Source organism: Kitasatospora sp. NPDC056800 (assembly GCF_042789775.1).
Classification (GTDB): Bacteria; Actinomycetota; Actinomycetes; order Streptomycetales; family Streptomycetaceae; genus Kitasatospora.
In genome coordinates this window covers 24059-43335 of record NZ_JBHUAL010000039.1, presented here as the reverse complement: position 1 = coordinate 43335, position 19277 = coordinate 24059, and the positions used below count along the sequence as shown (strand labels likewise).

The following is a 19277-nucleotide window of genomic DNA, read 5'->3' as shown; positions in this document are numbered from 1 at the left end:
CTATCTTCCCTGGACCTTGTAGCGAACGTGCTGGATCAAGCCCAGCGAATCACGGTGGGTGGCTGACGGGGAAGGTGAGGCGGCGTGCAGGGGAGACAGGGCAAGGCCCCGGATTCGATCGAACTTCCTACGGAATGCCGCCACGTCCTCAGGGTCTCCCAAGAAGTACGAGCTGTGTGGCTGTTCCAGCAGAACGGTGTCAAGGCGCGCGTGAGCTCCATGCATCAGGACGAACGACGTCTCGGTCGATGAGTAGGTGGTGCAGTCGAACGGGAGGATCTGGACCGTCACATGCGGCAGCCTGCTGACTTCGATGAGATGGTTCAGTTGGTCGCGCATGATGGTCGGTCCCCCGTACATCATGTGCAGGGCTGCCTCATGGATCACGGTGCGGAACGGTGGAGCGTTCTCGACGGTCAGTATTTCCTGGCGACGCTGGCGGAACTCGACCTTCTTCTCCGCGTAGTCGTGGATCACCTCGCTGTACGCCTTGGTTTGTAGGAGCCCGGGGATCAGGAGCGTCTGGTAGCTGTCCAGGGCGGTTGCACTGGCTTCAAACTCCGCGAGATCGAGTGCGCTCGGGACGACATGGGGCTTGAACTCGGTCCACCAGCCCTTCCCGGTGCTCTCGCTCATGGATGTGAGACCGGCTCGGTACTCGGGGTCCGTCACCCCGCACAGATTGAGCCAGGTCGTCAGGCGCACAAGTGTGAGGCCGATCCTGCCAGCTTCGACGTGGCTGATGTTCGGCCCCTTCACGCCGAGGGCCTCTCCCACCTCTGCGGCTGAGAGCCCAGCGGCATCGCGAACTCGGCGAAGCTCCTCGCCAAGACGGCGCTGCCGCTCGTTGATTCCGCTCCTGAAGCCCATGGGCGTGCCCTTCTCGCAGACCGTGACCTACGGAGAGTGTAGATGCATGCGCGGAGCGTGTTGCAAATTTCTGGTGGATCCACTTAAAGTGTTAACACGCTGCGCACCGTGGGCAGTTCCGGTGTGCTTCCTCTACACCGCTGGGAGATTCCCCATGTGTGACCCCAACCTCAACTCCCCCTCCCTCACCGTGTCCCGCGAGGTGTTGCGCGACGCGATGGAGCGCGCCGGGTACCCCGACCCGGTCATCGGGGACGCCGAACTCGCACTCATGGAGCTGGTCGTGAACGCGTGGCGGCACGGGCTGACCGCCTCGCCGGTCGTCACGGTCGTCTACTCCGGCAGCACCCTCCGCGTCACCGTCGCCGACCGCAGTTCGGAGCTGCCGAAGCATCAGAAGTTCGGTCTGCTTGCCGAGTCGGGGCGGGGGTTGCAGCTGATCGAGGGGCTCATGCACCGGTGGGGTGTCGAGCCGCAGAAGCTCGGGAAGCGGGTCTGGTTCGAGCTGGACCTGGTCGCGTGAACGCCCTCTATCCCATCCGGCCGGCCGATCCCGCGATCCGGCGCCTCACCAGTCGGCAGATCGCCGGCCTGATCGTGGAACTCCGCGCCGAGGGGCGCGAGTTCGGCCTGCTCTGGCCGTCCGCCCAGCCCGGGGAGACCGTCCTGAACGGGCAGGTCCTGGTCTCGCTCGGCAATGTTCCGGCCAGCACTCTGATCAACCTGCTCGCGCTCGTCCGCGAGTTCAGGTAGTACCGGTAGCGGGCGCACGCGGGCTCCGTCCGTCGGGCGGGGCCCGCGCCCGTGCGGTCAGTAGCCGGCCGTGAAGCCGGTGGCGAGGATGTCGAGCCTGGCCAGCAGGGCGTCGGCGAGCGGGCGGTCCGCGTCGGCGGCGAGCCAGCGGCCGAGGGTCGTGATGTAGGTGTCGAACACCAGGTCGGCGACGGCTGCCGGGTCGAAGTCCGGCCGGATCTCGCCCCGTTCGGCTCCCCGGGTGGTGGCGGTGACGAACGCCCGCGGCGTCGTGGCGCCGAGGGCGAAGGCGGCGTGGAGGACTCCGCTGTCGTGCAGGTCCTTGGCCAGCGCGTACTCCCGCTCGTTGAGCTCCGCGAGGGTGCGCAGGGTGTCGGCGAGCGCATCGATGACGGAGTCGCCGGTGGATGCGCTGGCCTCGTCCCGCCGGTTCAGCACCTCGTGCCGCTGCTGGACCCAGGCGGTGACGAAGTCCTCCTTGCGGCGGAAGTGGTTGAAGGCCGTCTGGCGTCCCACGTCCGCGCGTTCGGCGATGTGGTCGTAGGTGGTGGCCGCGTACCCCTGGGTGGCGAACAGCTCCAGGGCTGCCGTCAGGAGCCGTTCCCGGGTCGCGGTGCGGCGCTGGTTGTGTCGGTTGGGAGGAGAGGTCACAAGGGGAGCGTACTTGAATCCATTGATGGACTGGAGTACATGTTGGTACTCCAGTCCAATCAGTGAGGAGGCCCACTCATGGCCGTCCCGTACACCCTCGGCCTGCACGAGATCGCCCCGGACACCTACGCCTACCTGCAGCCCAACGGCTCCTGGGGCCTCAGCAACGCCGGGCTGATCGCCTCCGGCGACGAGGCCCTGCTCGTCGACACCCTGTTCACCGTCCCGCAGACCCGCGAGCTGCTCGACGCCGTCGCGCGCGCCCTGCCGCACGTCACCATCGGCACGCTGGTCAACAGCCACAGCGACGGCGACCACTGGTGGGGCAACCAGCTCCTCCCGGACGTCGTGACCATCGCCTCCGAGTCCGCCGCGGCCGAGATGCGCGCCGACCACCTGCACGCGGTGGTCGCCGCGCCGGGTGACCTCCGGCTGCCGAAGGTCGTCCAGCGGATGCGGGAGACCTTCGACTTCGGCGGCATCACCCCGACCCCGCCGAACCGGACCTTCACCGGCGAGCTGGACGTGGCTGTCGGGCGGCGCACCGTCCGGCTGATCGAGGTCGGCCCCGCCCACACCCAGGGCGACATCCTGGTCCAACTGCCCGACACCGGTGTGCTGTTCGCCGGGGACCTGCTGTTCATCGGCGGCCACCCGGTGATCCACAGCGGCCCGATCGGCAACTGGATCGCCGTCTGCGACCGCATCCTCGACCTGGACGTCGATACGATCGTGCCCGGGCACGGGCCGGTCGTCGGCAAGCCCGAGGTCCGCTCCTTCCGCGACTACCTGGAGCGGGTCCGCGACCATGCCGAGCGCACCCACCGGGCGGGCGTGCCGGTGCTGCGCGCCGCACGGGAGATGGACCTGATCGGCCTCGCCGACCTGGCCGACCCCGAGCGGCTGGTCCTCAACATCGGCGCCGTCCACCGCGAACTCAACGGCGACGGAACCCCGGGCGAGATGGAACTCCTGGGCCTCCTGGACGCGTACGAGCCCGCCCCGCTGCTGGCCCCGCGGGCCGGGGCCGAGGTCGCCGCCGAGGTCACCGCGCTGGCCGCGGGCCTGCCGGGCATCGTCCGGCAGCTGTTCCCGGCTGAGGGAGCCGGGCCGCTGGAGGGCTTCCCGGTGCCCAACGTGCTGGCCACCATCGGGCACCACCCCGACCTGCTGACCAGCCTGGCGCCGCTGCTCGCCCTGCTCAATCAGGGCACGATCCCGCCCCGCGAACGGGAGTTGGCCGTTCTGCGCACCGCACACCGCACCGGTTCGACGTACGAGTGGCAGCACCACGTCCGGCTCGGCGGCCTCGCCGGGCTGAGCGGGCCCGAGATCGCCCGCGTCCCGGAGGGGCCGGACCACCCCGACTGGGCCGAGACCGACCGCGTCCTGCTGCGGGCCGTCGACGAGCTGCACGACGGGCACGCGCTCTCCCCGGCCACCTGGGAGGCGCTGGCGGACAGCTACTCCGCGCCGCGGCTGCTGGAGCTGCTGGCGCTGGTCGGGACGTACCGGATGGTGGCCGGAATCCTCAACTCCTGCCGGGTCCCCGTCGACGGCTGGCTCTCCGGGGCCGGCGCGTAGGGGCGGCAGCAGGAGCGGGCGCGTAGGGCACGTGCCCGGCGCGCGCAGGGAACGCGCACCCCGCCGTTGTCCGTGCCCGCTCCTACGATCGCCGCATGCCCGACGCCTTCACCGTCCTGTGGACCCAGCCGACCTGCCGCGCCCTGCGCAAGGCCGGCCACGTGGGTGCCCGGCCCCCGGTCGCCTTCAGCGGGGTGCACACCTCGCTGCCCGCCTGGTCGGGGGCCCGGGCCGGGGACGAGGTGTACGCGCTGCACGTCAGCCGGTGCGAGGTGTTCGTGGTGAGCCGGATGCGGGTGGTCGACCGGGAGCGGGGCGACTGCTGCGGCGCCGCCGCCGCGAGCTGGGACGACCCGGCGTTCCCCGGGCACGAGGCCTGGTCGATGCTCGGCGCCGGCGGCTGCGGCGCCTCGGCGGTGCACGTGGACGCGACGCCGGTGCGCTTCGACCGGCCGGTGCCGGGCGAGCTGCTGGAGCGGCTCACCTGGCGCAACCGCCGCAACCGGACGCGGAACCTGAAGCACGTGGTGGACGGCCGCCTCGAACGGGCGGTCGGCCTCCAGGGGTTCTACCGCCTGGCACCGGAGTCGGCCGACGAGCTGGCGGGGTTCGTCGGCCCCTGACGGAGCGGGTGCGGCGGGGTGCGTCCGGGGGCTACGGCGTGACGGGTTCCAGCCGAAGTCGCCGGGACGGCCAGGGGGCCGGCTCGGCGGGGCCGAACCAGACGCGGACGTCCTCGCCGGTGCGGACGGGCAGCCGGGGGAAGTCGTTCTCGGCGTGCTCGGTGCGGTGCAACGCGTGGGCCGGGAGCAGGTGTTCGGTGGCGAAGGCGTCGAAGGCGGCGGCGTCGGCCGGGTGGCAGACGGTGGCGAGGACCTCGCGGGCGCCCGCGGGCGGGGTGAAGCCGGGGCCGCGCAGCAGCAGGACGTCGTCGCTGTCGACCATGGTGGCGTTGGCCGCGTCGCGGTGCTCCCGCCAGACCGGGCCGCCGTAGAAGGCCTCCAGGGCGCGCCGCCGGCCGGCCATGTCGGGGAAGGCGCGCAGCCAGACGAAGCGGTCCGGGTCGTCCAGGTCGCGGAAGCGGCCGCCGACGGTGATGCCGACCGCCTGCTGGCCGGTCACGAACTCGCGCTCGAACAGCTCGATCAGGGTCTCCCGGGCGCCGGGGTGCAGGGTGTACCGGCGGAGTTCGACGACGGGGCTCATGCGGCGGCCGCCCCGGTGCGGGTGAAGTCGTTCATGGGCCGCAGCGTAGGAGCGCTCCCCTGACATCCCCTGTCAGTGGATACTGGGCGGCATGCGCGCGAGTCGGCTGGTCGCCCTGCTCCTGCTGCTCCAGAACCGGGGCCGGCTGACCGCCGAGCAGCTGGCGGCGGAGCTGGAGGTCTCCGTCCGTACGGTCTACCGGGACGTCCAGGCGCTCGCCGCCGCCGGTGTCCCGCTGTACGGCGACGCCGGGCACGCCGGCGGGTACCGGCTGGTCGACGGCTACCGGACCCGCCTCACCGGGCTGACCGCCGACGAGGCCCAGGCCGCCTTCCTCGCCGCACTCCCGGGCGCCGCAGCCCAGTTGGGCCTCGGCGAGGCGCTCGCCGCCGCCCAGCTCAAGCTGCGGGCGGCCCTGCCGGCCGAACTGCGCGAGCACGCCGGGCGGATCCAGGAGCGCTTCCTGCTCGACGCGCCCGGCTGGTACGGCGCGGCGGACGAGACCCCGCACCTGGCCGCCGTGGCCGCCGCGGTGTGGGAGCGCCGGGCGGTGGTGCTGCGGTACCGGCGCTGGCGGGCGCCGGAGGAGATCGAGCGGCGGGTGGAGCCGTACGGGCTGGTGCTCAAGGCGGGGCGCTGGTACCTGGTCGCCGCCGGGCCGACCGGGATGCGCACGTACCGGGTCGACCAGGTCGTCGAACTGCGCGAGCTGGACGAGGAGTTCGCGGTGCCGGACGGCTTCGGCCTGGGCGCGTACTGGGCGGACTACCTCGCCGACTTCCGGGCCCGGCTGCACACCGGGGAGGCGTTGCTCCGGCTCACCCCGGAGGGCGCCCGGCGCCTCGGGGTCGCCGCCGCGGCCGACGGCTGGACGGAGGCCCGGGTGCCGATCGAGTCGCTGGACCACGCGCACGGGGAGTTCCTGCGGCTGGGCGCCGACGTCGAGGTCCTGGAACCGGCCGAACTCCGCGCCCGCATCGCCGCAACGGTCCGGACCCTGGCCGCCCGCTACGGGGGGTGACCCCCGGGCCCGGACAGCGGAACGCCCGACCGGCGGGGGGCCGGTCGGGCGGTTCCGGGGGGCCGGTTCGGCCCGGGGAGGGGGTGGTTTCAGGACTCCGTGGTCGCGGTCTGCCCGGCGGCACGGGTCAGCCGGTGCAGGCCCAGGGCGATGCAGGCGGCGAGGGCCGCGCAGATCACGACGGCGAGGAAGCCGTTGCCGACGCCGGTGGTCATGGCGTCCGGGGCGGTGGCGCCGGAGGCCAGCTCGCCGTCGGTGGAGGTGGCCAGGATGGTGCCGATCACCGCGATGCCGAGGGCGGCGCCGCTCTCGTTGAAGGTGTTCAGCAGGCCGGAGCCGACGCCGGACTCCTCGGGGAGCACGTGGGAGGTGCCGACCCCGTACAGCGGGACGAAGCAGGTGGGCAGGCCGGCCCCGATGACGGTCAGCGCGACGATGGCGACGACGGTGCTGGACGGTCCGGTGACCAGGACGGCGGCGCCGGCGATCTGGGTGAGTGCGCCGATCAGGTAGGTCAGGCCCGGGCCGACGGCGCCGATGAGGTTGGGCACGACGGAGGCGAAGACCAGCGCGGCCAGGCCCATGGGGAGCATGGAGAGGCCGGTGGCGAAGGCGCTCATGTCGTGCGCGCCCTGGAAGTAGTTGCTGGCCAGGTAGGAGCTGCCCATCATCACGATCGCGGCGAGCAGCAGCCCGAGGCTGCTGAGCCAGTAGGTGGGGATGCGCAGGAGGTGCAGCGGGAGCAGCGGGTCGGACTTGCCCAGTTCGGCCCGGGCGACGCCGGCGAGCAGGAGTACGGACAGGCCCATGCTGGCCCACGCGGTGACGGAGGTCATGCCGTCGTGCAGCCGGATCAGGCCGAAGGACAGGCAGGCCAGGCCGGCGGTGGCGAAGAACGCGGTGGGCAGGCGCAGCGGGCGGCGGCCGTCGGCGCGCATGGCCGGCAGGCTGCGCAGGCCGATGATCCCGGAGGCGAGGCTGATCGGGATGTTGATCAGGAAGGCCCAGCGCCAGCTGACGGCCGAGACGACGAGCCCGCCGAGGACGGCGCCGAGGATGGCCCCGATCACGCCGAGGCCGCTCCAGGTGGCGAGGGCGGCCTTGCGCTGGTCCTCGTTCTGGTACACCGTCACCACGATCGACAGGGCGGCGGCGGAGAGCACCGCGGCTCCCAGGCCCTGGAGCACGCGGCCGGCGATCAGCAGTTCCTGGTTGCCGGCGAGGCCGCACAGGACGGACGCGACGGCGAAGGTGGTCAGGCCGGCCAGGAAGGACCGGCGCCGTCCGACGACGTCGGCGACGCGGCCGCCGAACAGCAGCAGGCTGCCGTACATGAGGATGTAGGCGCTGATCGTCCACTGGAGGGCGGTCTGGTCGGCGGGGAGCTCGGAGCCGATCGAGGGCAGCGCCACGTTCACGACCGTCGAGTCCAGCATGACCATCAGCTGGGCGACGCCGACGGCGGCCATCGGCATCCAGGAGGTCTTGGCGGGTTGCCGCTCCTGCCCCTGCTCGGTTCCTCGGTCGTTCTCCTGCTTGGCGTCCACGAGTGAGATTGCCTCAGTCATCGGTTCTCCTTTCCGGGGCAACAAGATACATGCGCATGAATCGACATGGAAGGGGGGTCGGATCTAGACTGCGGAGCGTGGCGAACACTCCTCTTGCCGATCGGTGGCTGTCCCTGGTGCGCGTCTGCGCGCAGATGAACCAGAGGATCGAGCACACCCTGTCCGACGAGTTCGACCTCTGCGTGACCGCGTACGAGATCATGGAGGTGCTGTGGGCGGAGGGGGACTGGGTCCGCCCGGGAGAGGTCAGTACCCGCACCTCGCGCAGCCAGCCCCAGGTCTCCCGGATGCTGACGCAGATGGTCGACGCGGAGTACGTGGACCGCAGGCCCTCCCCGGGCGACGGCCGCGGCTACCAGATCCGACTCACCGAAGCGGGGCGGGAGGTCTTCCGGCGGGCGGCCGCGACCGTCGACGGGGAACTGAAGCGGATCACCGACGAGAACGCCGACGCCCGGGTGTGGATGGCCTGAGCCCGGGGCGTCAGACGCCGGCCGTGCCCACCAGCACGCGCTCGGCGCCGGCCGCCACCGGGGTCACCGGCCGGTGGCTGCGGCCCTGACCGCCCTGGCCGAGGTGGCCGTTGAGCGGCCGCAGGTCGGTGACCACGAAGGAGCGCCGCAGCCAGCGGTCGTTCCCGTCGTAGCGCGGGGTGAAGTCGGTGCGCCCGTGCACCGCACGGCGGTTGTCCAGGATGATCAGGTCGCCCGGCCGGAGCACCAGCCCCTTGAGCGTGCGGCGCACGGCCTCCTCCAGCCGCTCCAGCGCGGTCCGCGCCCGCGGCGTGGTCGCGACGGTGGCGTGGAAGTCCACCATGAGGTCCGGGCAGTCCTCCTCGCCGGAGAGGACCGGCATGGGCGCGGTCAGCACCCCCACCGAGGCGTCCGGGACGAAGGAGGAGCTGAACCTGGTCCGGAACTCCGGCCGCCGCAGGGCCGCCACCGTCTCGGCGTCCAGCAGCGGCAGGGCGTCGCCGATCCCGCCGCTGACGGTGGCGGCGACCTGGTCGTGGTCCGCGCGCAGGCAGACCAGGCTGAGGAAGTGCGGCGGGTTGGGGTGGAAGCCGTCCTCCGTGTGGAGCTCCAGCAGGACGGAGCCGCTGTTCTCCTGGCGCTGCTCGGCGCCGCGCTTCGGGCAGACGTCCTGGACCAGCCGGCCGTCCTTCTCGTCGCTGTAGGAGATGGAGCGGCCGAGCATCGACATGACCATGAGCTGGCTGATCGTCGCCACCGGGACCTCCGACCAGGTCGGCTCCGACTCCGGCCGGTCCGGGGTGGCGGGCAGCGTTCCGACCGGCAGGCCGGCGAGCAGGAGGCAGCCGCCGGCGTTGCTGCGGTCGCGGAACGCGATGAGCGCCCGCCGGACCGGGGCCGGCAGTGCGGCGGCCGCCAGCTCGACCGCGTGCAGCAGACCGGCGTCGTGCAGCGAGTGCCCGCGGAAGTCGAGGGCGACGGCCAGCGCGGCCCGGGCGATCTGCTCCGACTCCTCTGCGGTCAGCCGGATGCCGGCGCTGCGGATGTCGGTGTAGGTGAAGTCACTGGTCATGGTGCTGTCCTCTCTCTCGACGGGCCGGCCGCGCGCAGGGCCCACTGGCGGCGGGCCCGGTAGACCGGTGCGGGGGCGAAGCCGTTCCAGGCCTGCTCCGGCGGCAGCCAGGCGAGGAAACGGGCCCGCTCCAGGTGGCGGTGGAGGCGGTCGACGAGGCGCCGGCCCCTGGTCATCGCGACGTGGTGGACGTCCACCGCGACGGTGCGGGGCAGGGGACGCCCGGAGACCAGGACGTTGACCATGTGCACCGCGAGCGCGCCGAACTGGGTCGCCGCCTCCGTGAGTTGGGGAACGCTGTAGTCCGGCCGGGCCAGGCCGCGGCGCAGCTCCCGGTACATCTCGCCGGGGATGTGCGCCCGGGGCGCGATCCGGAAGACCACCTCCCAGGTGTCCAGACGCTCCTCGTCGCCCGGGGCGATCTGGCCGTCGAAGATCTCCCGGACCACCCGGTAGTCGAAGCACTGGGCGGCGAGCATCCCCGCCATGTCCCAGGCCGTCACCAGCGGCTTGCGCTGGCGGCAGGCCTCCTGGTGCAGGCGGATCTTGGCCGCGAGGCCCGAGGGGGTGGTGACGTCGACACCGTCGACGATCACGTCCGCCTGCTCCACCAGCGCCCGGACGTTGGCCGCGGTGATGCCGTCCGGGACGACCCGGGCGTCGACGTGCGGGTTGATCCCGCGCAGCAGATCGACGCCGACGGAGGCCTTGTTCCGGCCCAGGTCGTCCACCGTGGCGTTCTGCCGGTTCAGGTTGTTGAGCTCGTACGTGCCCACGTCGGCCAGGACGAAGTGCCGGTACCCCATCCGTCCGAGCGGCTGGACGGTGGCCCCGCCGATGGAGCCGCAGCCGGCGATCAGCAGGCGCGTCCGGCCGATCCGTTCCTGGAGTTCGTCCGGGATCAGGCCCTGGTTGCGCTGGGTCAGGCACGCGTAGAACTGCGCCTCGTCCAGCTCACGGGCCTGTTCGGGGGTCTCCACGTCGATCGCGGTCATGACCGGGCCTCCAGGAAGTCGACGAGTCGGGAGCGCACCGAGCCCTCCCGGCCGGAGCCGAGCACGGTCCGCAGGTGTTCCAGCGTCGGCCGCAGCGCCCCGTCGTCCGTGAGGACGAAGGGGTACGAGCGCTCCTGCTGGTCCCACATGGGGGCGAAGAGGTCGGTGGGGTCGGGCGGGACGGGTGCGACATCCAGCGTCCGCACCGCGAAGCCCAGCAGGCGCAGCTGGTTGACGGCCCCTTCGAGCTTGCCGTCGCCCACGATCGCGGCGGCCGGGTCGCTGTCCAGCACCTCCAGGCAGCCGGCCGCCCAGGCCAGGTAGACCCACCAGGGGACGCTGACCGCGGCCTGCGAGCGGGGCATCGCGTAGTCGCGGACCAGGCGCTTGCCCTCCCGCACCAGGTGCGAGGGGGTCCGCGGGCCGAGGTGCTCGGCCAGCGGGAGGGCGTAGTCCCGCTCGACGACGAACGGCCGGTGGCCGGGGTCGCCGAGCGGGGTGTCGGCGTGGTCGCGGGCCGCGGCCAGGGTTCCGTAGCCGCGCAGGCGCCCGGTGGACCGTTCCACGACGAGGGTGTGGAAGTCCCGCAGCGCGAACTCGTCGTACGGTTCGGCGCGCAGACCGCGGGCGGCCACCGCGGCCGCGTCGACCCACCCGCGCTGGAGGTACTGCACCAGGCGGAAGCGGTAGACCTGTTCCAGCGCGGCGGCCGGCAGCCGCGCGCCGGCGACGGTCAGGACCAGCAGCCCCTCGGGGCTCACCGCGTGGAAGAGCGGGTCCCCGGTGAGCGACTCCTCCAGGCCCGGCAGGGTGATGTCGGCGCCGTCGCGCAGGAGGTCGTCGCGGTGGCGGTCGGCGAGGGCGGTGGTCATCGGATCTCCGGGACGGAGAACAGCTCACCGGTGATCACGAGCGCGAGCGCCTCGGGGGAGCCCTCGTAGATCCGCGGCCCGTAGGCGTCCCGCAGGACCCGGTCCATGCCGTCCCCGCGCTGGAAGGCCTGGGCGCCGATCAGGGCCATGGCGGCGTCGGCGTTGTCGATGGCGGCACGGTCGGCGACCAGCTTGGCGACGGCCGGCTCGTACGCGGGGGTCGGGATGACGTTGTCGGCCTTCACCGCGGCGTCCAGGTACAGGGCCCGGGAGGCGGAGACGCGCGCGGCCATGTCGGCGAGCTTGCGCGCGGACATCTGGTGCTCGTACAGCAGCCGGCCGCCCTGCCGGCGGCTGCCGCTCCAGGCGACGGCCCGCTCCAGGGCGTGCCGGGCGATGCCGGTGGCCAGTGCCGCGCAGGTCACCCGGGTCACGTTGCCGATCGCCACGTTGAGGTCCCACCCGCCGGCCAGGCCGTTGAGGACGTTCTCCTCGGGGACCCGGGCGTCGGTGAAGACCAGCTCGCCCGCCGGCGCGGTCCGGTAGCCGACCTTGTCGTGGATCTCGCCGCGGGTGACGCCGTCCTGCTCCAGGTCCGTGACGAAGCAGGTCAGGCCGGTCGATCCGGGCTCGCCCTCCAGGTTGGCCATGACCGTCGCGTACGTCGCCACCGGGGCGTTGGTGATGTACCGCTTGGTGCCGTTCAGCAGGAACCCGCCGCCGGAACGCCTCGCGCTGGTCATCTCCTGGGCGTGCGGTGCGTTCTGCGGGAGCACCAGGTCGGTGCCGTTGCGCTCCTCGGCCACGGCGTTGCACGCCAGGACCGGGTCGGGGCCGAGGAACTTCGGCAGGTAGCGCTCCTGGAGGCGGGTGTCGCCAGAGATCAGGATCGGGGTCTGGAACAGGCCGGTCGCGCCGAAGACCACGGCCATGCCGGGGTCGGCGGCGGCCAGCTCCTCCAGGACGAGCGAGACGGCGATCTGGCTCAGCCCGAGGCCGCCCAGCTCCCGGGGGATCGCCATCCGCAGCAGGCCGACCTGGTGACCGGCGCGGACGGTGTCCCAGTCCACCTGGCCCTTCTCGACGGCGTCGCGCTCGGCGGCGCCGGGGGCCACCTGGTCCTTGGCGAACGCGACCACGGTGCGCAGGGCGTCCGCCTCGTGGGCGGCGAGCAGCGGGTGGTCGGCGGGGGAGTGGAGGGTGGACATGGGTGCTCCTTGTCTGGGGTGGTGGACGTCCGGAGGGCTTGGAGTCCGGGATTCCGGACTCCGGGTGCTCAGCGGCCGAGGCCGAAGGCCGCCAGGGCCTGGCCGAAAGCGAAGGTCTGCATCACCGGGCCGTGCGAGGACAGCCGGCGGCCGGTGACGGAGCGCATGAAGGTGCGTCGGCCGGAGGTGATGTCCAGCAGGTCGGCCCAGCTGATCCGCAGCACGTGGGTCGGAGCGTCGTCGGTGGTCCGGCCCTGCGGGTCGAGGGTCACCTCGGTGTCGGGGTCGCTGAGGACGAAGCGGACGGTGGCCCCCGCGGCGGCCCACTCGGGCGCGGCCTGGGCGGCCGCGGCGAGGGCCGTGACGGTCTTCTCGGGCGAAATGGTCATGGGGAACCCCTGGGAAGTGGTGATCGAGGAGGTCCCCAGTTATAGATCAGGACCGTGATCCACTTCACCGTGACGACCGCACCCCGGGGAGTTATGGTTACCCCGAAGTAACAGCCGGTCCACGGGGGGAGACCGAAATGAATGGTGACTGTCTTGCGCGTCTGGTAATGGACCGCATTGGCGAGCGGTGGACGATGCTCGCCTGTCAGCAGATTTCCGCCGGTGCGCGACGATTCTGCGATCTGAAATCCGGCATGGAGGGCGTTTCGGGCAAGGTGCTGTCCGAGACGCTGGTCCGCCTGGAGCGGGACGGCTTCATCGGGCGCCGGGTCGTCGGGAGCCGTCCGCCGGCCGTGATGTACGAGCTCACGCCCATGGGGGAGAGCCTGTTGCGACTGGTCGAGGGCATCGTCGCCTGGTCGGAACTGTACGGCGAGGACATCGAGCGGGCGCGCCAGGCGTACGCGGACCTCGAACTGGCCGCCGTCGGCTGACCGGGGCGCCGGGCGCGCGATCGTACGGGATCAGGGCGTCGTTCCGGTGCGGTGCAACCGGCCGAAACATTGTGGAAATGATTTCTTCGCACGCGCGGCCCGGCGAATAGCCGGTCGACCGCGGGCCCGGCCCATTCCGCACCGCGGAACCGGCCGGGTCCGCGGCGGTGCGGAAGCTCGCGGGAGAAATCGGGAAAGGCGCTGAATTGTCCGGCTTTCCCGTTCCCGCCTCAGGGGCCCGACGGGGTCAGGCGACGAAGTGGTCGAACTCGCCGGCCTTGGCGCCGCGGACCCAGGCGTTGAACTTGATGCGGGTGGTGGTGACGACGAGGGTGGGGTCGTTGGACTGCCGGATGTAGACGTGGTCGCCCGCGGAGGCGATCTCGATCCAGTCATCCTTGTCGCTGCTGGTGCTGGACCTCTGCCAGTCGAGGTGGTCCACGGATGCCCTCCTGGTGGTGCGTGGCGGCCGGAACGAGGGTACTGCTCCCTGTGCACGGGTGGCGGCATCGTTTCGGTCATGTCAATTCGTGCGAGACGTTGTGCTATTCCATTGGGGTGTCAGTCGTTCCTACACTGAAGCCCCGCCGCACGGGGGCTGCGGGAGGCAGGTTTGCCGACGGGCCCGGGGGAGGCGCGTGTGACTGACCGGGGCTGGGACGAGGACGACGCCCGGCCGTACTTCTTCCTCTCCTACGCGCACACCCCCAAGGCCGGTGCGCGGGGCGCGAGCGACCCGAACCACTGGGTCAGGCAGTTGTACCGGGACCTCTGCGAGGCGGTGCTGCAGCTCACCACCGTCCCGGACGGGGTCGCGGTCGGCTTCATGGACGAGTCCATGCACCAGGGCGAGTTGTGGGCCGAACGGCTGTCCGACGAGTTGGCGACGTGCCGGGTCTTCGTACCCCTGTACTCCCCGAGGTACTTCAACAGCGTCCCGTGCGGCCAGGAGTGGCACGCCTTCACCCGCCGGCCGGTCTACCCGGCGAACCTCGACTCCGAGCGCACCAGCGGCATCGTGCCGGTGCTGTGGGCACCGATGAGCCGCTACCGGCTGCCGAACGTGGCCAGTGAACTCCAGTTCAACCACACGAGCTTCGGACCCGAGTACGCCACCGAGGGGCTCTACGCGCTGATGAAGCTCAGCTACTTCCGCTCCTCCTACGAGCTGGCCGTGCACCGGCTGGCGGCCCGGATCGTCCAGGTCGCCGAGGAGACGGTGATCCCGGTCGGGCGGCGGCTGGAGTTCAACACCCTCCCGAGCGCCTTCAACGTCACCGCCCCGACCAAGCAGCTGCGGATCTCCGTACTCTCCTACCACCAGAACGAGTTGCCCGCCGACCGCAGCCCCGACTACTACGGCGAACGGCGCACCGACTGGCACCCGTACCGGCCGGTCGGCTCGCCGATCGCCCAGCACGCGGCCCGTCTCGCCCGGCAGTTGGGGTTCCAGCCGACCGTGCACGAGTTCGACGACGAGGTCGAGTCGATCATCGACGGCAACGCCGAGGCACCCGGCCTGCTGCTGCTCGACCGCTGGGCGCTGCGCGACCCGCGCCGGCGCGAACTGGTCCGGCGCTTCGACCGCTCGGACGCCACCTGGGTGAGCATCCTGGAGCCGTTCAACGGCGACGACCCCGAGTGCGCCGAACGCTCCGACGAACTCGGCGACTTGAGCGACGATGCGCTGCGCATCACCCGGCGGGCGAGCCGGCCGAGCTTCCTCGGCGCGACCGGCCCGACCGGGCTGCACACGCTGGAGGACTTCGACGACGCGCTGCCCCGGGCGGCGATGAAGGCCAAGTACGCCTTCGAGGGCCGCACCCGGGCCGAACCGGAGGAACCGCCGCCACCGCGGCCGAGCCTGCGGGACGCGTTCCGGCGCCCAGGAGGCGGGTACGGGTCGGACGGAGCCCCGGCGGACCCCTTCGGGGACGACCAGGGGGACGATCCCGCCGACAGCAGAAGCAACGGCAACGGCCGCACCCAGCACCGGAGTCGGAACAACGGCAACGACCCGCACCGCGAGCACGCACCGTACCGCGACGACGGCGATGAACCCGATGACGGGATGGCGCCCTTGGGAGGACGAGGACCACGATGAGCGATAACGTCACCAGGAACCTGCGCCTCGGCGGGCTCACCGCCGCCGACCTGGCCGCCCAGCGGCAGGCGGCGGAGCAGGACCGCAACGGCCGGATCATCACCTTCTACTCGTACAAGGGCGGCACCGGCCGCACCATGGCGCTCGCCAACACCGCCTGGATCCTGGCCGCCAACGGGTTCCGGGTGCTCACCGTGGACTGGGACCTGGAGGCGCCCGGCCTCGCCAAGTTCTTCCACCCGTTCCTCGACCAGGCCTCGCTGGCCGGCACCACCGGCATGATGGACCTGATCGCCGAGTACCGGGAGGAGGCGCTGCGCCCGGTCGAGCACGCCGAGGGCTGGCACCTGGACTTCGCCCGGGTGCACCCGCACGCGCTCTCGCTCATCTGGCCGCACTTCCCGGCCGGCGGCAGCCTGGACTTCCTCTCCGCGGGCCAGTTCAACCGCGACTACTCCGAGGCCGTCACCCACCTCGACTGGGACATCTTCTACGACCGCTTCGACGGCGGGCAGTTCTTCGACGCCCTCAAGGCCGACATGGCCAAGCGCTACGACTACGTGCTGATCGACTCCCGCACCGGCCTGTCCGACATCGCCGAGATCTGCACCGTCCAGATGCCCGACGACCTGGTGGTCTGCTTCACCCTCAGCGACCAGTCCATCGACGGCGCCTCCCGGATCGCCCAGCACATCCACGACCGCTACCGCGAGCGCGGCATCCGCATCCTGCCCGTCCCGATGCGCATCGACGAGGGCGAGAAGGAGAAGGCGGACGCCGGCCGCGCCCTCGCCCGGGTCCGCTTCGACGGGCTGCCGACCGGCTTCGAGGGCGAGGAACTCGCCCAGTACTGGGGCTCGGTGGAGATCCCGTACCGGCCGTTCTACGCCTACGAGGAGATCCTCGCGACCTTCGGCGACCAGACCGGCACGCCCACCTCGATGCTGGCCGCCTGCGAGCGGCTCACCTCCATGATCACCGAGGGCCGGGCGGCCGGCCTGCCGCCGATGGACGAGGAGGTGCGGCTGCGCTACGTGGACGCGTTCACCCGCCGCCGCCCGTCCGTGCCCGCCGACCTCTACCTCTCCTACGTCCCCGAGGACCGGATGTGGGCGGACTGGATCGAGTCCGTCCTGACCAGGGCCGGCTTCCGGGTGCTGCCGCGCGACCTCAGCGCCGGCACCGACCCGCGCGAGGAGACCGAGCGCGGCATCGACTCCGCGTACCGGACGGTCGCCGTGCTCTCGCCCGCCTACCAGCGCTCCCCGCAGGCGCGGGCGCTGTGGGAGTCGGTGGTCAGCTCCGACCCCTCCGGCACCCGGCGCCAGCTGCTGCCGGTCCGGGTCGGCGACGTCCGGCTCACCGCGCCGTTCAGCAACCGCAACCCGGTCGACCTGGTCGGCCGCGACGAGACCCAGTCGATCCAGAGCCTGCTGCGCGCGCTCGGCCGCGGCGACTCCCCGCTCGACGAAGCGCCCAGCGGCGGCCCGCGCTTCCCCGGCAGCAAGCCCTCGGTGTGGGACGTCCCGCCGCGCAACCCCTCCTTCACCGGCCGCGCCGCCGTCCTGGAGCAGCTGCGCAACCAGCTGCGCGGCGGCATGGCGGCCGTGCTGCCCACCCCGCAGACCCTGTACGGGCTCGGCGGCGTCGGCAAGACCCAGGTGGCCCTGGAGTACGCCCACCGCTTCATGTCCGACTACGACCTGGTCTGGTGGATCGACGCCGAGCAGATCGAGCTGGTCGCCCCGGCGCTCGCCGAACTCGCCCGCCGGCTCGGCCTGCGGGTCGGCGACTCGGTCACCGAGGCGGCCGAGGCGGCCCGGGAGGCGCTGCGGCGCGGCGTGCCCACCTCGCGCTGGCTGCTGATCTTCGACAACGCCGACGAGCCCGCCGAGATCCGCCGGTTCTTCCCCGGCGGCTCCGGCCACATCCTGGTCACCTCCCGGAACCAGGCCTGGACCGGGCACGCCGAGGCGCTGGAGGTCGACGTCTTCACCCGCGGGGAGAGCGTCGAGCACCTGTGCCGGCGCGCCCGCAGCCTCTCCCGCCCGGACGCCGACCGGGTCGCCGAGGCGGTCGGCGACCTGCCGCTGGCCGTCGAGGTGGCCGCCGCCTGGCTGGACACCACCGGCACCCCGGTGGAGACCTACGTCTCCCAGCTGCACGCCGAGGCCGCCCGCGCGCTGGCCGTCGGCCGCCCGGCCGACTACCCGACCCCGGTCGCCGCGACCTGGAACGTGTCGATCGGACGGCTGCGCCAGCAGTCCCCGGCGGCCGTCCGGCTGCTCCAGCTCTGCGCCTTCTTCGCGCCCGAGCCGATCTCGATGAACCTCTTCTACAGCGACCAGATGATCCGGGCACTGGTGCGGTTCGACGCCGACCTCAGCGACAAGTTCATGCTGGGCAAGGTGATCCAGGCGATCGGCCGGTACGCGCTGGCCAAGGTCGACGCCGGCAGCAACAGCTTCCAGGTGCACCGGCTCGTCCAGGCGGTGATCCGGGCCGGGATGACCGCCGACGAGCAGGAGGTCGCCGTCCACGAGGTGCACCGCATCCTCACCGGCGCCCGGCCCGTCCTCGGCGACACCGACGACCCGGCCAACTGGCCCGCCTTCGACGAGATCTGGCCGCACCTGTCGCCGTCCAAGGCGCACAACTGCGACGAGGCGGACACCCGCCAGCTGCTCATCGACCGGGTCCGCTACCTGTGGAAGCGCGGCGAGCTCGACCGCGCCCGCGACCTCGGCCACGCCCTGGACGTGGAGTGGACCGGCAAGCTGGGCGAGGACGACCGGCAGACCCTGCTGCTGCGCTTCCAGCTCGCCAACGTGCTGCGCTCCCAGGGGAACTACGGCGAGGCGCTGGCCCTGGACGAGGACACCCTGGAGCGCCAGCGGGCCCTGCTCGGCGAGCACCACCCGTACACCCTGATGACGGCCGGCTCGCTCGGCGCCGACCGCAGGGCGCTCGGCCGGTTCCAGGCCGCCCTCGACCTCGACCGCGAAATCCTCGACCAGTTCCGCGAGTTGTTCGGCGACGACAACCCGCGCACGCTCTCCATGGCGAACAACCTGGCGATCGACTACCGGCTGGTCGGCGACAGCGAGGCGGCCCGCGAACTCGACCAGGAGACCCTCGACCGGCGCACCGCCGTCCTCGGCCCCAAGCACCCCTACACCCTCTCCACCAAGTCCAACCTGGCCCGCGACCTGCGCGAACTCGGCGACTACCGCGGCTCGGTGGACCTGCTCCAGGAGGTCACCTCCGACCTCGGCGACGTGCTCGACCCGGACCTGCCGGAGAACCTGCGCAACGCCAAGTCGCTGGCCGTCTCGCTGCGCCGGATCGGCCAGCTCGCCGAGGCCCGCCGGATCACCAAGGAGACCTACGAGCGCTACCTGGAGCGCTACGGCGCCGACGCCCCCGACGCGCTCGCCTGCGCGCTCAACCTGGCCGCCGACCACAGCGCCTCCGGCGACAAGGAGGCCGCCCGCGACCTCTGCTCCACCGTCTTCGAGGGCCACCGGCGGCTGTTCGGCGACGAGCACCCGTTCACCCTGGCCTGCGCCAACAACCTCGGCATCTACCTGCGGGGCAGCGGCGACGTCCCGGGCGCCATCGAGCGCGGCCGGATCACCTTCGAGGGGCTGACCCGCTCGGTCGGGCCCGAGCACCCGTACACCCTCAACGCGATGATCAACCTGGCCAACGCCTACGGCGACGACGGGCAGCTGGACCGCGCCGAGCGGCTCGGCCGGGCCGCGTACCAGGGGCTCTGCGACCGCTACAGCGCCCAGCACCCGGACGCGGTGGCCTGCGAGGCCAACCTGGCGATCACCCTGCGGTCGGGCGGGCGGCACACCCAGGCGGCCGAACTGCGGGCCCGGGCGATCTCCGAACTGATCCGGCAGTTCGGCGAGGAGCACCCCAACACGGTCGCCGCGCGCGGCTGGAAGCGGATCAACCGGGACCTGGAGCCGCAGCCGGTCTGACCGGGCAGGGGGCGGGGTACGCTGC

The 19277-nt window shown here is 72.2% G+C and carries 19 protein-coding genes; 9 read left to right on the top strand and 10 right to left on the bottom strand.

The window, feature by feature from the left end; genetic code table 11:
* On the bottom strand, positions 1-870 hold the full coding sequence (locus tag ACFRQN_RS11995) for a helix-turn-helix transcriptional regulator (protein WP_063780061.1): 870 nt from the start codon (positions 868-870) through the stop codon (positions 1-3).
* Positions 871-1024: 154 nt separating this feature from the next.
* Here ACFRQN_RS11995 and ACFRQN_RS11990 point away from each other — a divergent pair, with 154 nt between their 5' ends.
* Positions 1025-1393 (top strand): ATP-binding protein, encoded by a 369-nt coding sequence (locus ACFRQN_RS11990; RefSeq protein WP_074005487.1) that lies wholly within the window; start codon positions 1025-1027, stop codon positions 1391-1393.
* Positions 1390-1623 carry a hypothetical protein gene (locus ACFRQN_RS11985; RefSeq protein ID WP_380740023.1) on the top strand — a complete coding sequence of 78 codons (234 nt, stop codon included), beginning with the start codon at positions 1390-1392 and terminating at the stop codon, positions 1621-1623. The genes ACFRQN_RS11990 and ACFRQN_RS11985 overlap by 4 nt, the downstream gene beginning before the upstream one ends.
* A gap of 57 nt (positions 1624-1680) precedes the next feature.
* Here ACFRQN_RS11985 and ACFRQN_RS11980 read toward each other — a convergent pair whose 3' ends face one another.
* On the bottom strand, positions 1681-2274 hold the full coding sequence (locus tag ACFRQN_RS11980) for a TetR/AcrR family transcriptional regulator (RefSeq protein WP_380740021.1): 594 nt from the start codon (positions 2272-2274) through the stop codon (positions 1681-1683).
* Positions 2275-2352: 78 nt separating this feature from the next.
* Here ACFRQN_RS11980 and ACFRQN_RS11975 point away from each other — a divergent pair, with 78 nt between their 5' ends.
* Together ACFRQN_RS11975 and ACFRQN_RS11970 are read left to right on the top strand one after the other, a co-directional pair.
* The gene (locus ACFRQN_RS11975; RefSeq protein ID WP_380740019.1) at positions 2353-3858 is read left to right on the top strand and encodes an MBL fold metallo-hydrolase; all 1506 of its coding nucleotides are present in this window, start codon (positions 2353-2355) and stop codon (positions 3856-3858) included.
* Between the two features lie 95 nt (positions 3859-3953).
* Positions 3954-4481, top strand: coding sequence for a hypothetical protein (locus ACFRQN_RS11970; RefSeq protein WP_380740017.1), 528 nt, complete (start codon positions 3954-3956; stop codon positions 4479-4481).
* A gap of 31 nt (positions 4482-4512) precedes the next feature.
* Here the strand turns inward: ACFRQN_RS11970 and ACFRQN_RS11965 are convergent, their stop codons facing one another.
* On the bottom strand, positions 4513-5064 hold the full coding sequence (locus ACFRQN_RS11965; protein WP_049649952.1) for an NIPSNAP family protein: 552 nt from the start codon (positions 5062-5064) through the stop codon (positions 4513-4515).
* A 91-nt stretch (positions 5065-5155) separates the two neighbouring features.
* Here ACFRQN_RS11965 and ACFRQN_RS11960 point away from each other — a divergent pair, with 91 nt between their 5' ends.
* The gene (locus tag ACFRQN_RS11960) at positions 5156-6085 is read left to right on the top strand and encodes a helix-turn-helix transcriptional regulator (RefSeq protein WP_380740015.1); all 930 of its coding nucleotides are present in this window, start codon (positions 5156-5158) and stop codon (positions 6083-6085) included.
* Between the two features lie 89 nt (positions 6086-6174).
* Here the strand turns inward: ACFRQN_RS11960 and ACFRQN_RS11955 are convergent, their stop codons facing one another.
* A complete protein-coding gene (locus ACFRQN_RS11955) occupies positions 6175-7653 on the bottom strand; it encodes an MFS transporter (RefSeq protein ID WP_074005493.1) in 1479 nt (492 codons plus the stop codon).
* Between the two features lie 77 nt (positions 7654-7730).
* Here ACFRQN_RS11955 and ACFRQN_RS11950 point away from each other — a divergent pair, with 77 nt between their 5' ends.
* Entirely contained in the window at positions 7731-8126 is a 396-nt protein-coding gene (locus tag ACFRQN_RS11950) for a MarR family winged helix-turn-helix transcriptional regulator (protein WP_158077779.1), read from the top strand.
* Positions 8127-8136: 10 nt separating this feature from the next.
* On the opposite strand, the gene ACFRQN_RS11945 is transcribed toward ACFRQN_RS11950, so the two are convergent.
* From ACFRQN_RS11945 to ACFRQN_RS11925, 5 genes are all read right to left on the bottom strand, one after another.
* Positions 8137-9198: a TauD/TfdA family dioxygenase gene (locus ACFRQN_RS11945; protein WP_380740013.1), complete on the bottom strand. Its 1062-nt coding sequence runs from the start codon at positions 9196-9198 to the stop codon at positions 8137-8139.
* On the bottom strand, positions 9195-10193 hold the full coding sequence (locus ACFRQN_RS11940) for a ThiF family adenylyltransferase (RefSeq protein WP_053111967.1): 999 nt from the start codon (positions 10191-10193) through the stop codon (positions 9195-9197). The genes ACFRQN_RS11945 and ACFRQN_RS11940 overlap by 4 nt, the downstream gene beginning before the upstream one ends.
* A complete protein-coding gene (locus ACFRQN_RS11935) occupies positions 10190-11065 on the bottom strand; it encodes a hypothetical protein (RefSeq protein WP_049649959.1) in 876 nt (291 codons plus the stop codon). Before ACFRQN_RS11935 ends, ACFRQN_RS11940 begins: the two co-directional genes overlap by 4 nt.
* A complete protein-coding gene (locus tag ACFRQN_RS11930; protein ID WP_053111968.1) occupies positions 11062-12273 on the bottom strand; it encodes an acyl-CoA dehydrogenase family protein in 1212 nt (403 codons plus the stop codon). Before ACFRQN_RS11930 ends, ACFRQN_RS11935 begins: the two co-directional genes overlap by 4 nt.
* Before the next feature lie 68 nt (positions 12274-12341).
* On the bottom strand, positions 12342-12662 hold the full coding sequence (locus ACFRQN_RS11925; RefSeq protein WP_074005497.1) for a hypothetical protein: 321 nt from the start codon (positions 12660-12662) through the stop codon (positions 12342-12344).
* Positions 12663-12799: 137 nt separating this feature from the next.
* Here ACFRQN_RS11925 and ACFRQN_RS11920 point away from each other — a divergent pair, with 137 nt between their 5' ends.
* Positions 12800-13156 carry a helix-turn-helix domain-containing protein gene (locus ACFRQN_RS11920; RefSeq protein ID WP_063780062.1) on the top strand — a complete coding sequence of 119 codons (357 nt, stop codon included), beginning with the start codon at positions 12800-12802 and terminating at the stop codon, positions 13154-13156.
* 247 nt (positions 13157-13403) lie between these two features.
* On the opposite strand, the gene ACFRQN_RS11915 is transcribed toward ACFRQN_RS11920, so the two are convergent.
* Positions 13404-13598, bottom strand: coding sequence for a DUF397 domain-containing protein (locus ACFRQN_RS11915; protein ID WP_074005498.1), 195 nt, complete (start codon positions 13596-13598; stop codon positions 13404-13406).
* Between the two features lie 198 nt (positions 13599-13796).
* Here ACFRQN_RS11915 and ACFRQN_RS11910 point away from each other — a divergent pair, with 198 nt between their 5' ends.
* Entirely contained in the window at positions 13797-15260 is a 1464-nt protein-coding gene (locus tag ACFRQN_RS11910) for a TIR-like protein FxsC (protein WP_375876389.1), read from the top strand.
* Positions 15257-19252, top strand: coding sequence for an FxSxx-COOH system tetratricopeptide repeat protein (gene fxsT, locus ACFRQN_RS11905; protein WP_375876388.1), 3996 nt, complete (start codon positions 15257-15259; stop codon positions 19250-19252). The genes ACFRQN_RS11910 and fxsT overlap by 4 nt, the downstream gene beginning before the upstream one ends.
* The last annotated feature ends 25 nt before the right edge of the window (positions 19253-19277 follow it).

What these genes read in the sequence shown, in the direction of transcription:
- ACFRQN_RS11995 (WP_063780061.1), bottom strand. Translation starts at nt 870, where the DNA reads ATGGGCTTCAGGAGCGGAATCAACGAGCGGCAGCGCCGTCTTGGCGAG.
- ACFRQN_RS11990 (WP_074005487.1), top strand. Translation starts at nt 1,025, where the DNA reads ATGTGTGACCCCAACCTCAACTCCCCCTCCCTCACCGTGTCCCGCGAG.
- ACFRQN_RS11975 (WP_380740019.1), top strand. Translation starts at nt 2,353, where the DNA reads ATGGCCGTCCCGTACACCCTCGGCCTGCACGAGATCGCCCCGGACACC.
- ACFRQN_RS11970 (WP_380740017.1), top strand. Translation starts at nt 3,954, where the DNA reads ATGCCCGACGCCTTCACCGTCCTGTGGACCCAGCCGACCTGCCGCGCC.
- ACFRQN_RS11965 (WP_049649952.1), bottom strand. Translation starts at nt 5,064, where the DNA reads ATGAGCCCCGTCGTCGAACTCCGCCGGTACACCCTGCACCCCGGCGCC.
- ACFRQN_RS11960 (WP_380740015.1), top strand. Translation starts at nt 5,156, where the DNA reads ATGCGCGCGAGTCGGCTGGTCGCCCTGCTCCTGCTGCTCCAGAACCGG.
- ACFRQN_RS11955 (WP_074005493.1), bottom strand. Translation starts at nt 7,653, where the DNA reads ATGACTGAGGCAATCTCACTCGTGGACGCCAAGCAGGAGAACGACCGA.
- ACFRQN_RS11945 (WP_380740013.1), bottom strand. Translation starts at nt 9,198, where the DNA reads ATGACCAGTGACTTCACCTACACCGACATCCGCAGCGCCGGCATCCGG.
- ACFRQN_RS11940 (WP_053111967.1), bottom strand. Translation starts at nt 10,193, where the DNA reads ATGACCGCGATCGACGTGGAGACCCCCGAACAGGCCCGTGAGCTGGAC.
- ACFRQN_RS11935 (WP_049649959.1), bottom strand. Translation starts at nt 11,065, where the DNA reads ATGACCACCGCCCTCGCCGACCGCCACCGCGACGACCTCCTGCGCGAC.
- ACFRQN_RS11930 (WP_053111968.1), bottom strand. Translation starts at nt 12,273, where the DNA reads ATGTCCACCCTCCACTCCCCCGCCGACCACCCGCTGCTCGCCGCCCAC.
- ACFRQN_RS11925 (WP_074005497.1), bottom strand. Translation starts at nt 12,662, where the DNA reads ATGACCATTTCGCCCGAGAAGACCGTCACGGCCCTCGCCGCGGCCGCC.
- ACFRQN_RS11920 (WP_063780062.1), top strand. Translation starts at nt 12,800, where the DNA reads ATGAATGGTGACTGTCTTGCGCGTCTGGTAATGGACCGCATTGGCGAG.
- fxsT (WP_375876388.1), top strand. Translation starts at nt 15,257, where the DNA reads ATGAGCGATAACGTCACCAGGAACCTGCGCCTCGGCGGGCTCACCGCC.